Genomic DNA, 15,076 nt, shown 5'->3' on the forward strand with positions numbered 1-15,076 from the left:
CGATGAACACACAGACCGCACCGTCTCCGCAATTTTATCTGACTGCGCCGGCAGCCTGCCCTTATCTGCCGAACGAGATGGAGCGGAAGGTTTTCACCCACATGGTGGGCGAGCGCGCGCCCGAGCTCAATGATCTCCTGACGCAAGGCGGCTTCCGACGCTCGCAGAACATCGCCTATCGCCCGGCTTGCGAGACCTGCCGCGCCTGTATTTCGGTGCGCATCCTCGCCAACGAGTTCAAGCCCACCCGTTCCATGCGCCGCGTGCTTGCCGCCAATCACGACGTGATCTCGGCGGAATATCCGGCCGAGCCGTCGAGCGAGCAGTACAACCTCTTCCGCCGATACCTCGACCGACGCCACCAGAAGGGCGGCATGTCGGACATGTCGGTGCTCGACTATGCGATGATGGTCGAGGACACCCATGTGCACACCAAGATTATCGAGTATCGCCTGAGGGTCGAAGGCGACGGCGTCAGCGAGAAGGCACGCGGGCCGCTGATCGCTGCGGCGCTCACCGACCGCATGGGCGACGGACTGTCGATGGTCTACTCCTTCTTCGACCCGACGCAGGAAGAGCGGTCGCTCGGCACCTTCATGATTCTCGATCACATTCGCCGCGCCCGGGAGCGCGGCCTTCCCCACGTCTATCTCGGCTACTGGGTGAAAGGCTCGCGCAAGATGGGGTATAAAACAAAGTTTTTGCCGCAAGAGCACCTCATGGCCCGTGGCTGGGAGCGCTATGAAGGCGGAGACACCACCCTGGAAGCCGCTCCTACGAAAACGGGTTAGAAATTGAGTTCATCTTCCGATGCCGCGATGCACCGGCGCGGCCTTGCCATCACCGGCCTCGGCGGCCTTGCCCTCTCCTTCGACATTCCGCTCATCCGATCCGCCGGCGGCGACGTCTGGTCGCTGCTCGCCGTGCGCAGCCTGTCGACTTTCGTGATCGCGCTCGGCGCCTGGTTCGTACTCAACCGGGTGCTCGGCCGGAAGATTTCGCTGCTGCCGGGCAAGACCGGCCTTTTGGTCGGCGTCTTCTACGGAATCAATTCCTGCACGTTCCTGCTCGCCGTCTTCAACACCTCGACGGCGAATGTGGTCTTCATCCTCGCCTTCACCTCGATGTTTGCCGCCATCCTCTCCTGGATCTTTCTGAAAGAGAGACCATCGAACGCGACGCTCGTGACCATGCTGGTCATGGTGCTCGGCGTCGGGCTGATCGTCCAGGACGGACTGGAAAGCGGGCACCTCTTCGGCGACGCCATGGCGGCATCCTCCGCCTTTCTGCTGGCAAGCGCGATTACGATCAGCCGTGCGAGCAAGCGCGACATGGCGCTGGTGCCGCTGGTGACGGCGATCTTCCCGGCGGCCGTCGCTCTCCTGATGCTGCCGGCCGGCGGCTTCACGATCGCCGCCCCCGGCTACATCCTCTTCAACGGCCTGGTGATGATCCCGCTCGCCTTCTTCTGCCTTGCGACCGGGCCGCGTTATCTCTCAGCCCCGGAAGTGGGCATGTTCTATCTGCTAGAGACTATTCTCGCGCCGATCTGGGTCTGGATGGTCTTCGCTGAAACGCCGACAACGCAGACGCTGATCGGTGGCTCGATTCTCGTCTTCGCGCTGATCGGCCATTCGCTTTGGCAGTTGCGCAGCCGGTCGCTGAGAGCGGCCGTTGCCTGCGCCGAGTAACGCTTGTTCAAGACTTGTCGTCGCGCTGACCGCTGGGCCGCGGACGACGCTGCTTGTGGTCGACGCCCCGATCGCGCACCGGCAGCGGCTCCTGCGGCTGTCCCAGCGAAGCCGGGCGGACGCCGGGCATCTCTACGCGCATGACCCACAGTTCGCGGTTGGTGTTGATCCAGGTGGCCGCGACGCTCAACGGCGCCGGATTGCCGATCAAGGCGTCGCCGTCGCGCCGTTTGAGGCGGGTGACGAGGCCTGCAGCCTCCAGGAGCGCGATGTGCGTCTCCAGCTCTTCGCGGGTTGCCGCGACGGCTACGGCAATATCGGCGACGCGCGCCTCACCGGCAAAAAGGATCTCGAACATCCGGCGGCGGACCGGGTGGGCAAGGGCCAGCAGGACGTCATCAAGGGCTGTGGCATTCGGCATCGCTGTCATCCCTGTTGGACGCGCAGTGATCCATTATAGCCTTCCGGCTTACAAGCGCCAGTTGCGCCTGCGTTTCATTTGGATTTCCAATGATTTAAGAGATTGCGCCAAACTGCGCCAAAACGAAACAGGAGCCACGCGGCCTCTCGACCGCATGGCTCTCCTTATCCCGGTCAGCCGCTGAACTTGCCGCTGCGCGGGAAGCCCTTCGGAACGACGCGGCCGGCAGAAGCGCGGTCGCCCTGCCATTCGATCAGTTCGTCCTTGGTCTTGGTAAAGACCCGGCCGGCGCTGTCTTCCCAGACGAGACCGTCGGCGATCGTGAAGCAGCGAATGTCGGAGATGCCGCCATCCTTGTAACGCTGCAGCCGCACGCCCTTGCCGCGTGCCATCTCGGGGATCTGAACGAGCGGGAAGACGACCAGCTTGCGGTTTTCGCCGACGACGGCCACGTGATCGCCCTTGACCGGAACGACCAGCTTCGCTTCGTCGCTGGCCGAGACGTTCATCACCTGCTTGCCCTTGCGGGTATTGGCGACGATATCGCTTTCGGTGACGACGAAGCCGTTGCCGGCAACCGAGGCGACGATGAGCTTGCGCGCCGGGTCATGAACGAAGGCCGTCAGGACGTCCTGGTCGGTCTCCATGTCGACGATGATGCGCAGCGGCTCGCCATGGCCGCGACCGCCGGGCAGCTTGTCGCCGCCGAGCGTGTAGACCTTGCCGCCTGTCGTGAAGACGAGGATCTTGTCGGTCGTCTGCGCCGGGAACGCCACCTTCAGCGCGTCACCCTCCTTGAACTGGAGCGACGACGTGTCGGAGATGTGGCCCTTCAGCGCGCGGATCCAGCCCTTCTCCGAGATGACGACGGTGATCGGTTCCTTCTCGATCATCGCCTGCTGGATCGCCTCTACGTCGGCGTCCGGCGCATCGGCAAAGGTGCTGCGGCGCTTGCCGATCTCGGTCGCCTTGGCAAACTTCTTTTTGACTTCGCCGATTTCCCAGGCGACGGTCTGCCATTGCTTTTCGTCGGAGGCGAGCAACGCCTCGATCTCGGCCTTCTCCTTTGAGAGCGCATCGAACTCGGTGCGGATCTCGAATTCCTCGAGCTTGCGCAAGGAGCGCAGGCGCATGTTAAGGATCGACTCGGCCTGGAGATCGGTGAGCGAGAATCGCTCCATCATCACTGTCTTCGGCTCATCCTCTTCGCGGATGATGCGAATGACTTCGTCGATGTTCAGATAGGCGACGAGGTAGCCGCCGAGGATTTCGAGCCGGCGGTCGATCGCGGCCAGCCGGTGGCGCGATCGGCGCTGCAGCACTTCGCGGCGATGCGCCAGCCATTCCGACAGCACTTCGTTCAGCGCCATGACGCGCGGCACGCGTCCGAGCGACAGCACGTTCATGTTGAGTGGGATGCGGCTTTCGAGCTCGGTCAGCTTGAACAGCGATTCCATCAAGATTCCGGCATCGACCGAACGGGTCTTCGGCACGAGGACGATGCGGATGTCTTCGGCCGATTCGTCGCGGATGTCTTCGAGCAGCGGCAGTTTGCGGGCGACCAGGAGCTCGGCAATCTTTTCGATCAGTCGGGACTTCTGCACCTGATAGGGGATTTCGGTGACGACGATCTGGTAGCCGCCGCGCCCAAGGTCTTCCTGCGCCCAGCGGGCACGAACACGGAAACCGCCGCGGCCGGTGCGGTAGGATTCGGCCATGCTTTCCCGGCCTTCGACGATCACGCCGCCGGTCGGGAAGTCGGGCCCTTCGATGCCGCCCTTTTGCGGGTTGGCCGGATCGTAAAGCAGATCCTCGACGGTCGCGTCGGGATGGCGGATGAGATGCAGCGCCGCGTCGCAGAGTTCATGCGCGTTGTGCGGCGGGATCGAGGTGGCCATGCCGACGGCGATGCCGGTCGCGCCGTTTGCGAGCAGGTTCGGGAAAGCGCCGGGGAGCACGGTCGGCTCCTGGTCTTCCTCGTTGTAGGTCGGGCGGAAATCCACCGCGTCCTGGTCGATGCCTTCCAGGAGCAGCGAGCAGACGTCCGTCATCTTCGCTTCGGTGTAACGCATCGCCGCGGCGTTATCGCCGTCGATGTTGCCGAAGTTGCCCTGGCCGTCGACCAGCGGATAGCGGATCGCGAATTCCTGCGACAGGCGCACCAGCGCGTCATAGATCGACGCGTCGCCGTGCGGATGGAACTTACCCATCACGTCGCCGACGATACGCGCGCACTTCTTGAACGAGGAGTTGGGGCGCAGCCCCATCTCGCTCATCGCATGCACGATACGACGGTGCACGGGCTTCAGCCCGTCTCGGACGTCCGGAAGTGCGCGGTGCATGATGGTCGACAAGGCATAGGCGAGGTAACGCTCTTCCAGCGCCGCCTTGAGGTCAACCGGCTGAATGTGATCGTCCCCGCCTGACGGGGGATTGAGGCTTTGTCCCATAGGTTCTTGCTAGCGCAACAAACCCGGAACGGCAAGGTTTTCAGGGCTTGCGCTTGTGGAGAACCCCCTCGCCCCAAATAACCGGCTCTCGCACCGATCCGCTTGCCCCGGCGCAATGTTCGTGCAACGGTCGCGCCGCTATGCGTCGGAGGCTGCCGACAGGTAACGTCCCGGAAAGCATGCCCGAGCAGGAACATGTGCGGTTCGCCCAAGCGAATATAATTTCGCCCTGTTTCGTAATAGCTTCGGCTGGAGTTGATTTGGACGATTTGCAAGGGGGATCGCAGGACGCGCATTGGCAGACGGAACTGGCGGCCGCGCGCCGCCGACAAAGACGAATGCTGCCATGCGCCTACAGTTGACGCCCTCGCCAAGGGAACCAGATCAGCGACGCCTTATCTTCTTAAACAGCTACACAATCAAAGATTTTCACGAAGGAACTCGAAATGATGCACACGCGCAAGATCCGCCTGATGATGGCGAGCGCCGCGCTTCTCACGCTGACCGGCCCGGCCTTCGCGCTCGATGGCGCCGATTTGATGAAGAAGCTCGACGCAGCGACGAACGCGAACGGCACCTCGATCACCTATGACAAGGCCGAAGTCGACGGCGACAAGGTGACGGTGACCGGCGTGAAGCTGAAGGTCGCGAGCCAGCCGGGCGACGCTGTGGACCTGAATATCGGGGACCTGACCTTTGAGGGCGTCGAGGAGACCGAAGGCGGCGGCTATTACGCCGAAACCGTTTCGTTCCCCGACGTCAATGTCAGCCAGGACGAAGGCGCCATTTCCGTCAAGGACATCCTGCTCTCCGGCCTGACGATCCCGGCCAATGCGACCGGCGGAACGATCAACGACATCATTCTCTATGAAAGCGCCAGCACCGGCCCGATCGCCGTCAGCTCCAAGGGCAAGGAAGTCTTCTCGCTCGAAAGCACCGAAGCCAACCTCGCGCGCCAGGAAAATGACGCCGGCTTCGACTTCGACGCGACCGCTTCCGGCATCAAGGCCGACCTGTCGTCGGTCGAGGACGCCAAGACCAAGGAGGCGATCGAAAAGCTCGGCCTCACCACTATCGACGGCGCCCTGACCATGAAGGGCAGCTGGGAAGTCGAAAGCGGCAATGTCGCGCTCGAAGAATATGCGCTCGACTTCAAGAATGTCGGCCGGCTGAACTTCGCTCTCGACATCTCCGGCTACACGCTTGCCTTCGTCAAATCGATGCAGGAAGCGATGAAGGCTGCCGAAGCCAATCCGAACAAGGAAGAGGCCAACCAGGCCATGGGTCTCGCCATGATGGGCCTCATGCAGCAGCTGACCTTCAACAGCGCCGAAATCCGCTTCGACGACGCCTCGATCACCAAGAAGGCGCTCGACTATGCCGGCTCGCAGCAGGGCGTGACCGGTGAGCAGATGGCACAGTCGCTGAAGGGCCTGGTGCCGATCATGATGGCGCAGCTCAACGTGCCGGAACTGCAGAACCAGGTGTCGGCTGCCGTCAACGCCTATCTCGATGGCCCGAAGAGCCTGACGATCAGCGCGGCACCGGAAAAGCCGGTTCCGTTCCCGATGATCATGGGTGCCGCCATGGGCGCGCCGAACACCATCCCGTCGGTGCTCGGCGTCAAGGTAACGGCGAACGACTAATCGTTCAGGTCTCTCCCGGCCTCAGCCGAGCCCGGGAGAAGCCGACATCACGACCAACCTTGCGCGCCGAGACAGGCGCGCAAGGTTTGATGGCGCCGCACCGGCCTCCCATGTGGCCCACGGCATTCACTCAACGGACTTCGCCGGCCGAAAACTGCGCCGCCGCCCTCCCGTGAAAGAACAAGCATCGCCCTTACTTGCGAACCGCATAGTCGGATCACGTTGCAAGCCCTTGTGGAGCACGCATCGGCTGCGGGGCTCTTTTCTTCCCGGTGAGCTATTGCTTGCACCAAGAAATTTTCACCGTAAGGCGATAGCGTTTTTCATCGAAATCGTGCATGCCACCCTCAGGCAATTCAGAATCCGACTTCCAACGAACTTGAGAGCATCTAGGCCTCGAAGGGGACGTCTCGGACTTTGTGCAAATATACAAATACATGCCCGAATATCGTCTCCACGTTACGGCAGATCGGACGTAAATGCTCGCCTGGCTCCAGCAGTCTGTAAATTTCACTGAAGAATTGTTGGAGGGGAAATTCGCCCCCGTCCGAGCTGACTACTATACGGGCCCGCCCGGTAAGCCGTTGCGGCTGCTGCTCCAGGCGCGAACGGATTTCCTATCGATCTGGCGGGCGAGCGACTATACCGAAACGATCTCGCAGACCCGGATCCTTGGGCGGCAGATCATCGTCGTCAACTCGCCCGACCTGATCCGGCAGGTCGTCGTCAAGCGTCATGAAAACTTCGAGCGCAAGAGCCCGCAGATGCGCCGGGCACTCGAATTCCTGCTGGGCGACGGGCTGTTTATTTCGGACGGGGACACCTGGAAGCAACGCCGGCCGCTGGTGGCGGACATCGTCCACGCCAAGCGGGTCCCCTCTTTCGGGCCCGTCATGGAAAATACGACCAGCGAACTGGTCGAGCGTTGGAACCGCATGCCCGATGGCGCCGAGGTCAACGCGTTGCACGAAATGGCGGGGTTGACCGCCGAAATCATCGCGCGCAGCGTCTTCGGCAACCAGCTCGGCGACGGTAGCGCGGCGGCGGTGACCGAGGGCTTCACCAGCTACCAGTCGCTGGTCGATTCCATCAACATCGGTTACTTCCTCGGCTTTGACGACGGCCTGCCGGTGCTGCGCACGCCGAGCCTGCGTCGTTCGGTCAAGCGCATCCACGCAACTATCGACAAGGTGGTTGAGGATCACCTTGCCGGACGCGGTGACCACAATTCGATGGTCGAGCTGCTGATCCGGCGCCAGCAACGAAACCCGGAACTGAAACTCGACCTCGTCGCCTTGCGCAACGAGGCCGCGACCATCTTCATGGCCGGGCACGAGACGACGGCGGCGACGCTGACCTGGACCTGGTATCTGCTTTCGAAGGCAGGCTGGGTCGAGAAAGCCGTTCACGACGAAATCGCCAGGGTCTGCGGCGACCGGACACCGACGATCGACGACGTGCCTCAGCTCGAATGGTGCCGGGCAGTTATCGAGGAGACGCTTCGCCTCTATCCACCGGTTCCGATCCTGGCGCGGCAGACCCGTGAGGCGGATATGATCGGCGACGTTGCCGCAGAGCCGGGCTCGCTCGTGCTGATCGTGCCGTGGCTCCTTCACCGGACTGAAAGCCTCTTCCAGGATCCACACCACTTCCATCCGGAACGGTTCACCGAAGGCCGGCGCCCGACGCCCTACAGCTTCATCCCCTTTGCCAGCGGACCGCGCGTCTGCCCCGGCCTGCATTTCGGGCTGACCGAAGCGATCCTGTGCCTGGCGATCATCGCGCAGCGCTACCGGGTTCGTGTGAGCCAGCGCCACGCGGTCGAACCGATCTGCCGCCTGACCCTCAGGCCGAAGAATGGCCTGCCGGTCACCTTGCACAAGCGAGAGGCCCCGTCGCATGGCGCCGGATGATCCGCACGCGGCGCAGCCGATCGGTAAGCGCAGGGCCTGGATCTTCGCCGAGGAAAGCGCCCCGCGGCTCGCCGATGCACTGGCGGGTGGCGACAGGGCGCGGGCCTTCCGGCGCTATTGGATCACCGACAACATCTGGAACGTCGCCAACATCGCCGCCCATTTCGGCATGAAGCTGCTGCCGATGGACGCCTGCTCCAGGCTTGGGGCGGCGCTCGGTCTCTTCATGGTTCCGCGCTTCCACAAGGTGGCAACCCGCCGCGCCCGTGAAACCATCGAACAGTTGCGGCCGGACCTTGACGCCCCGCAACGCGAGGCACTGTTTCTCGAAAACTGTCGCGCTCAGGGACGGTTGATGACGGAGTTCTCTGTCGTCAACCGATTGCAGCAGCGGCCGGAGCGGCTGAAGACCGAGGGCCTTGCACCCATCCGTGAGGCGGCAAACCGCGGCCCAGTCATTCTCGTCGGCCTGCATCTCGGCAACTGGGAAGTGGGCACGATCGCATTCCGCAAGCTCGGCCTCCAGCCGCATGCCTTCTATGTGCCGCCCAAGGGCCGGGCCAAGGCGTGGATCGCCGGTCGGGTGCGCAGCAAGGCTGGCTTGCAGTTTCTGCCTCCGGGAATGGACGGGATCCGGCCGGCACTGAAGGTTCTGAAAGGCGGCGGCGTTGTCAGCATCTTCTGCGACGAGGGGTTCGGCGGTATGATCCGCGGGCCGTTCTTCGGCCGCCGGCCGCATCAGGAAGGCAACATCGCCATCGCCATACGGCTGGCGCGCATGACGGGCGCTACGATCTGCCCCTGGTACGGCCTTCGCACCGACGACTTCCGCTTCGAATGCACGGCCTTGCCGCCGATACGTTTGCCGGCGGAGGAGCGCCCCAATGCCCGGCTGCTGGATGACATGCAACTGCTGAACGACACGATCGAGCCGGTCGTCCGCGCCCATCTCGACCAATGGTATTTCCTCGATAACGCGCTACGGCCGCGGTGAGCTTACTCGCGCCTTTTTAACGCCTGCACGTCGCGGCTTTGCGATCGGCGCTTGATGCCGGCCGGGTCTGGCCTATTTATTCCACCAAGGACCGAAATCCCTGTTCCTGACCGATAAAACGGAAGGAGAAACCCATGGGACTGAAGCAGGCGGACATTACAGCCATCCTTGGCCCGGTTGACGAGACGCTGATGGCCGAACTGCTTGCGACCGGCGCGACGGCCGGCGAGCTTGCGGAGGCGATCGCCTGGGTCAACAACGATGAAGCGCTGATCGGGGAAGGCCGCCATCTGCCGGCCGGCCGCGTTGCGGCGCTGATCGATATCTTGACCCCGGACAACGAAGAAGAGCGGAATTTGGGACTGTAGTCGCGAAAGCCGGTTGCCGGGTACGTCCGATTGCAAGCCGCCTTCCGGGCGGCTGGGTGCGTGAGGCCATATGTTCGTGTTGAGGGAGGTCCACAATGGCTGCCAAGGAAGTCAGGTTCAGTAGCGATGCCCGCGATCGGATGTTGCGCGGCGTCGACATTCTCGCCGATGCGGTCAAGGTCACGCTCGGCCCGAAGGGACGCAACGTCGTCATCGAACGCGCCTTCGGCGCGCCGCGCATCACCAAGGACGGCGTGTCGGTCGCCAAGGAAATCGAGCTCGACGACAAGTTCGAGAACATGGGCGCGCAGATGCTGCGGGAGGTCGCGTCGCGCACCAGCGACGTGGCCGGCGACGGCACAACGACGGCCACCGTGCTCGCACAGGCCATCGTCAAGGAGGGTGTCAAGGCGATCGCGTCCGGCATGAACCCGATGGATCTGAAACGCGGCATCGATCTCGCCGTCGATGCGATCGTCGCAAAACTGAAGACCCATGCGCGCAAGATTTCCAACAATGAGGAGATCGCGCAGGTCGGCACGATCTCGGCCAACGGCGACGCCGAAATCGGAAGCTATCTGGCAAAGGCAATGGAGCGTGTCGGCAACGAAGGCGTGATTACGGTCGAGGAGGCGAAGACGGCCGAAATAGAGCTGGAGATCGTCGAAGGCATGCAATTCGACCGCGGCTATCTCTCCCCCTATTTCGTCACCGACCAGGAGAAGATGCGGGTTGAATTCGAAGACCCCTACATTCTCATTCACGAAAAGAAGCTTTCCAACCTGCAGGCGATGATCCCGATTCTCGAAGCAGTGATCCAGGCAAGCCGGCCGCTGTTGATCATCGCCGAAGATGTGGAAGGCGAAGCGCTGGCGACGCTGGTCGTCAACAAGCTGCGCGGCGGGCTGAAGATCGCCGCCGTCAAGGCGCCGGGCTTCGGCGACCGGCGCAAGGCGATGCTCGAGGACATCGCCATCCTGACGGGCGGGACCGTCATCTCCGAAGATCTCGGCATCAAGCTTGAAACCGTGACGCTCGCCAATCTCGGGCGGGCCAAGCGGGTGATGGTCGAGAAGGAAGACACCACCATCGTCGATGGCGCCGGCACCAAGGCAGACATCGACGGGCGTGTCGGCCAGATCAAGGCGCAGATCGAGGAAACGACCTCCGACTACGATCGCGAGAAGCTGCAGGAACGGCTGGCCAAGCTTGCCGGCGGCGTCGCGGTGATCCGGGTGGGCGGCTCGACGGAAGTGGAAGTGAAGGAAAAGAAGGACCGGGTCGACGATGCGCTGCATGCGACGCGGGCCGCGGTGGAGGAAGGCATTCTGCCTGGCGGCGGCGTCGCGCTACTCCGCGTCGTCCACGCGCTCGATGGGCTCAAGCCCGAAAATGACGACCAACGCGTCGGCGTCGAGATCGTCCGGCGGGCGCTGGAGGCGCCGGTGCGCCAGATCGCCGAAAACGCCGGCGCCGAAGGCTCGGTCATCGTCGGCAAACTTCGGGAGATGAGCGACTTCGCCCAGGGTTGGAACGCGCAGACCGGTGAATATGGCGATCTCTACCGCATGGGCGTCATCGATCCGGCGAAAGTCGTGCGGGCGGCGCTGCAGGATGCGGCGTCGGTCGCCGGCCTGCTTGTGACCACCGAAGCGATGGTCGCCGAAAAACCGAAGAAGAACGTACCCACGCCACCGCCCGGCCCGGGCATGGATTTCTGACCCGCGCCAGTCGGTCGGTCGCCTAGCAGGACGGCTGCCGGTGGCGCCCGACCTCGTCGATCGCAAGTTCAGCGATCGGCAAGAGGTCCGCTTCGCCGGCACCGTCCTGCGCCTGCACGGTCATGCCCTGGAGAATAGCGCCGACGAAGCGCGCGAGGCCGGCGGCATCGGTATCCGCACGTAGCTCTCCGCCCGCTATGCCCTGCCGGAAGCGCGCCTCCAGCAAGGCCAGCGTCTCACTGCGCAGGGCAGAAGATCACCGTCGTCGCCATGACGAACACGACCTTCGAGGGCACGTGGGGTCCGTTCACCCGCGAGGTTCGCGACGCCGTCTACGGCAGGCACTGAACAGACATGGCGCAGACAAAGAAAAAGCCCGGCGAGACGATCGCCGGGCTTTCCTTTTGGGGTCAGGTCCGTTCGACCTCAGTCCTTCTTCTGCGGAATCGGGCGGATCGCCAGTTCGCGCAACTGGGCCGGCGTCGCTTCGGACGGTGCGCCCATCAGGAGGTCGACGGCCTGCTGGTTCATCGGGAAGATCGAAATCTCGCGCAGGTTCTTGGCGCCGACGAGCAGCATCACGATACGGTCGATTCCGAATGCCATGCCGCCATGCGGCGGTGCACCGTACTGGAAGGCGCGGTAGAGGCCGCCGAACTGATCTTCGACTTCCTGCTGCGACTTGCCGGTCAGCTCGAACGCCTTGACCATGACTTCCGGAAGCTGGTTACGGATCGAGCCGGAGGCGATTTCGAAGCCGTTGCAGACCATGTCGTACTGGTAGGCCTTGATCGACAGCGGATCTTCGCCGTTCAGCGCTTCCAGACCACCCTGCGGCATCGAGAAGGGGTTGTGGGCGAAGTCGATCTTCTTTTCGTCTTCCAGCCATTCGTAGAACGGGAAGTCGACGATCCAGCAGAATTCGTAGCGGTCGCGGTCGACGAGGTTCAGTTCCTCGCCGGCGCGGGTGCGGGCTTCGCCAGCAAACTTGTAGAACTTGGCGGGGTCACCGGCGACGAAGAAGCAGGCGTCGCCGTCGTCGAGGCCGAGCTGGGCGCGGATCGCATCCGTGCGCTCTTCTCCGATGTTCTTGGCGAGCGGGCCGGCGCCTTCGAGCTTTTCGCCCTCCTTGCGCCAGAAGATGTAGCCGAGGCCGGGCTGACCCTGGCTCTGCGCCCAGGCGTTCATGCGGTCGCAGAAGGCGCGCGAGCCACCGGTCTTGGCCGGGATCGCCCAGACTTCGACCTTCGGGTTAGACGCGATCATGTTCGCGAAGACCTTGAAGCCGGAACCGGCGAAGTGTTCGGTAACCGCCTGCATCTCGATCGGGTTGCGCAGGTCCGGCTTGTCGGAGCCGTATTTGCGGATCGCCGTGTCGTAAGGAATGCGCGGGAACTTTTCCGTCACCGGCTTGCCGTCGGCAAACTCCACGAAGATGTCGCGGATCACCGGTTCCATCGTCGACCAGACGTCTTCCTGCTCGACGAAGCTCATTTCCAGGTCGAGCTGGTAGAACTCGCCCGGCAGGCGGTCGGCGCGCGGGTCTTCGTCGCGGAAGCACGGGGCGATCTGGAAGTAGCGGTCGAAGCCGGCGACCATCAGCAACTGCTTGTACTGCTGCGGCGCCTGCGGCAGGGCATAGAAGCTGCCTGGATGAATGCGCGAAGGCACGAGGAAGTCGCGCGCGCCTTCCGGCGACGAGGCCGTCAGGATCGGGGTCGTGTATTCGGTGAAACCGACGTCGCCCATGTGGCGGCGCATCGACGAGATGATCTGGGTGCGCTTGACGATGTTCTTGTGCAGCGTGTCGCGACGCAGGTCGAGGAAGCGGTACTTGAGGCGCACGTCTTCCGGATAGTCCGGCTCGCCAAAGACCGGCAACGGCAGTTCCTTGGCGGCCGAGAGAACCTCGATCTCCTGCGCATAGAGTTCGATTTCGCCGGTTGGCATGCCCTTGTTGACGGTGTCATCCATGCGCGCCTTGACGAGGCCGTCAATGCGCACGACCCATTCGCCGCGAACGGTCTCGGCCGCCTTGAAGGCGGGGCTGTCGGGATCGGCAACGACCTGGGTGATGCCGTAGTGGTCGCGCAGGTCGATGAAGAGCAGGCCGCCATGGTCGCGGACGCGGTGGACCCAGCCCGAAAGGCGAACGGTGGAACCGACGTCCGACTTGCGGAGGGCGGCACAGGTGTGGCTGCGGTAACGGTGCATCGTCTTATCCCGGAATTGCAAAGAGCCGCGCAAGCTCGTGGGACACAGCGCGCGGCAACATGGTCAAAATCGGGCGGAAAAGCGCATGATGCGCAGCCTTTGTCAAGCTGCAGCGCCCGCTGCCGCCCCCGATGGAGGTGCGTTGTAAACGAAGGCAAGAGCCAGTCCAAGACCGCTTGTGACAGAAGGCGGCCGAAATGCCGCGAAAAGAACGGCAATCGTCACAATTCGGGACTGTCCGGCGGCAGAATGCGGGGCTACACATGAGCAAGGCCCGATAGTGATCCCACCCGAGTCGTGGCCGCCTGCCCGGATGTCGCCTGCCCCATGTCCCAGATTCGCCCGCTTATCCCCCTCCTCGTCACCGCAGGCATCCTCATTGGCGGCAACGGCCTGCAGGGCACTTTCATCTCGCTGCGTGCACTCGAAGAAGGTTTCTCGACATCGCTGATCGGCGTTATCGGCGCCGGCTACAATATCGGCTTCGCGCTTGGCTGCGTCTACGTCACCCGCATCCTGCGCTCGATCGGTCACATCCGCACCTTCTCGGCGATGGCGGCGATCGCTTCGGCCGCAGCCATCTCGATGGTGCTCGTCATCAATCCGCTGATGTGGTTCCTGATGCGGCTTCTTGCCGGCATCTGTTTCGCCTGCCTGTTTGCGACAGTCGAGAGCTGGCTCAATGCCAGCGTCACCAATAAAAACCGGGCCCGCACGCTTTCGGTCTATCGTCTCGTCGACCTCGGCTCGGTCACGGCCGCACAATATGTCATTCCTGGCATCGGGCTTGGCGGCTTCGAGCTTTTTGCCATCATCTCCATGGCGCTGACGCTGTCGCTGGTGCCGATCTCCTTTGCCGACCGCTCGAGCCCTGTGGCCCCGGAGGCGATCCGCTTCGACGTCAAAGCACTGTGGAACATCTCGCCGCTTGCGACCGTCGGCTGCATCGTCGTCGGTCTGACCAACGCCGCCTTCCGCTCGCTCGGGCCAATCTATGCGCAGGGCATCGGCCTGTCGGTGACGGCGATCGCCACCTTCATGAGCGCCGGCATCATCGGCGGCGTCGTGCTGCAGTATCCGCTCGGCCACTATTCCGATCGGTTCGACCGCCGCCTGATCATCCTGATCGCCACCTTCGGCTCGCTGCTCGCAGGCTTGTTTCTCGCCTTCGGCGCCGGCAACGACGAATGGCTGAACTTTGCCGGCATCTTCCTGTTCGGCGCCTTTGCCATGCCGCTCTATTCGCTCTGTTCGGCCCATGCGAACGACCACGCGGCCGAGGGGCAGCATGCGCTCGTCTCCGCCGGCATGCTGTTCTTCTGGTCGCTGGGCGCGATCATCGGGCCGCTGTTTGCCTCCTTCCTGCTCGAGATCTTCGGGCCGCAGGCGCTGTTCATCTACACGGCAGCGATCCTCTTCCTGTTCATGCTCTACACCCTGCAGCGCATGACGGCGCGCGGGCCGGTGCCCGCCGGGGAGCGCGCCTTGCCGTTCCGCAATCTCCTGCGCACCTCGTCCTTTTTCAACAAGCTCGCCGCCGGCAACAACCACAAGCGCAAGGATCGCTGACCTGCGGCAAGATGCGCGCGATCCGGATAATTGCTGAACACAATAATCAGGTTTAGAACCGGGGCACCTCAAACAGCAGCCGAGATTGC

At 63.2% G+C, this 15,076-nt stretch carries 11 protein-coding genes and 1 pseudogene; 9 read left to right on the top strand and 3 right to left on the bottom strand.

All coding sequences use genetic code 11. The features are described 5' to 3' along the window. Nucleotides 1-2 precede the first annotated feature (2 nt). Nucleotides 3-791: an arginyltransferase gene (locus OVA00_RS12770; protein ID WP_034803779.1), complete on the top strand. Its 789-nt coding sequence runs from the start codon at nucleotides 3-5 to the stop codon at nucleotides 789-791. A gap of 3 nt (nucleotides 792-794) precedes the next feature. Next, entirely contained in the window at nucleotides 795-1,691 is an 897-nt protein-coding gene (locus tag OVA00_RS12775; RefSeq protein ID WP_060522160.1) for a DMT family transporter, read from the top strand. A 127-nt stretch (nucleotides 1,692-1,818) separates the two neighbouring features. Here OVA00_RS12775 and OVA00_RS12780 read toward each other — a convergent pair. Beyond that, nucleotides 1,819-2,112: pseudogene (locus OVA00_RS12780) on the bottom strand (transcriptional regulator); the annotation flags it as partial. A gap of 173 nt (nucleotides 2,113-2,285) precedes the next feature. Further along, nucleotides 2,286-4,562 carry a DNA topoisomerase IV subunit A gene (parC, locus tag OVA00_RS12785; protein ID WP_112771269.1) on the bottom strand — a complete coding sequence of 759 codons (2,277 nt, stop codon included), beginning with the start codon at nucleotides 4,560-4,562 and terminating at the stop codon, nucleotides 2,286-2,288. A 446-nt stretch (nucleotides 4,563-5,008) separates the two neighbouring features. On the opposite strand from parC, the gene OVA00_RS12790 reads away from it, so the two are divergent. The 6 genes from OVA00_RS12790 (at nucleotide 5,009) to OVA00_RS12815 (ending at nucleotide 11,388) form a co-directional block, all read left to right on the top strand. Further along, nucleotides 5,009-6,208: a hypothetical protein gene (locus OVA00_RS12790; protein WP_034803785.1), complete on the top strand. Its 1,200-nt coding sequence runs from the start codon at nucleotides 5,009-5,011 to the stop codon at nucleotides 6,206-6,208. A 479-nt stretch (nucleotides 6,209-6,687) separates the two neighbouring features. Continuing rightward, entirely contained in the window at nucleotides 6,688-8,121 is a 1,434-nt protein-coding gene (locus tag OVA00_RS12795; RefSeq protein WP_034803788.1) for a cytochrome P450, read from the top strand. Further along, complete coding sequence (locus OVA00_RS12800; protein WP_162741216.1) at nucleotides 8,108-9,115, top strand: lysophospholipid acyltransferase family protein; 1,008 nt, start codon at nucleotides 8,108-8,110, stop codon at nucleotides 9,113-9,115. The genes OVA00_RS12795 and OVA00_RS12800 overlap by 14 nt, the downstream gene beginning before the upstream one ends. A 134-nt stretch (nucleotides 9,116-9,249) precedes the next feature. Continuing rightward, complete coding sequence (locus OVA00_RS12805) at nucleotides 9,250-9,483, top strand: hypothetical protein (protein WP_034803790.1); 234 nt, start codon at nucleotides 9,250-9,252, stop codon at nucleotides 9,481-9,483. A 95-nt stretch (nucleotides 9,484-9,578) separates the two neighbouring features. After that, nucleotides 9,579-11,204 carry a chaperonin GroEL gene (gene groL, locus OVA00_RS12810; RefSeq protein WP_192437948.1) on the top strand — a complete coding sequence of 542 codons (1,626 nt, stop codon included), beginning with the start codon at nucleotides 9,579-9,581 and terminating at the stop codon, nucleotides 11,202-11,204. 40 nt (nucleotides 11,205-11,244) lie between these two features. Beyond that, the gene (locus tag OVA00_RS12815) at nucleotides 11,245-11,388 is read left to right on the top strand and encodes a hypothetical protein (RefSeq protein ID WP_268089085.1); all 144 of its coding nucleotides are present in this window, start codon (nucleotides 11,245-11,247) and stop codon (nucleotides 11,386-11,388) included. A 242-nt stretch (nucleotides 11,389-11,630) separates the two neighbouring features. On the opposite strand, the gene aspS is transcribed toward OVA00_RS12815, so the two are convergent. Then, nucleotides 11,631-13,418 carry an aspartate--tRNA ligase gene (gene aspS, locus OVA00_RS12820; RefSeq protein ID WP_268089086.1) on the bottom strand — a complete coding sequence of 596 codons (1,788 nt, stop codon included), beginning with the start codon at nucleotides 13,416-13,418 and terminating at the stop codon, nucleotides 11,631-11,633. Between the two features lie 327 nt (nucleotides 13,419-13,745). Between aspS and OVA00_RS12825 the strand changes: the two genes are divergently transcribed. Continuing rightward, entirely contained in the window at nucleotides 13,746-14,987 is a 1,242-nt protein-coding gene (locus tag OVA00_RS12825; RefSeq protein WP_089043952.1) for an MFS transporter, read from the top strand. The last annotated feature ends 89 nt before the right edge of the window (nucleotides 14,988-15,076 follow it).

The sequence above is a fragment of the Ensifer sp. SL37 genome (genome assembly GCF_026672675.1).
Taxonomy (GTDB): domain Bacteria; phylum Pseudomonadota; class Alphaproteobacteria; order Rhizobiales; family Rhizobiaceae; genus Ensifer; species Ensifer adhaerens.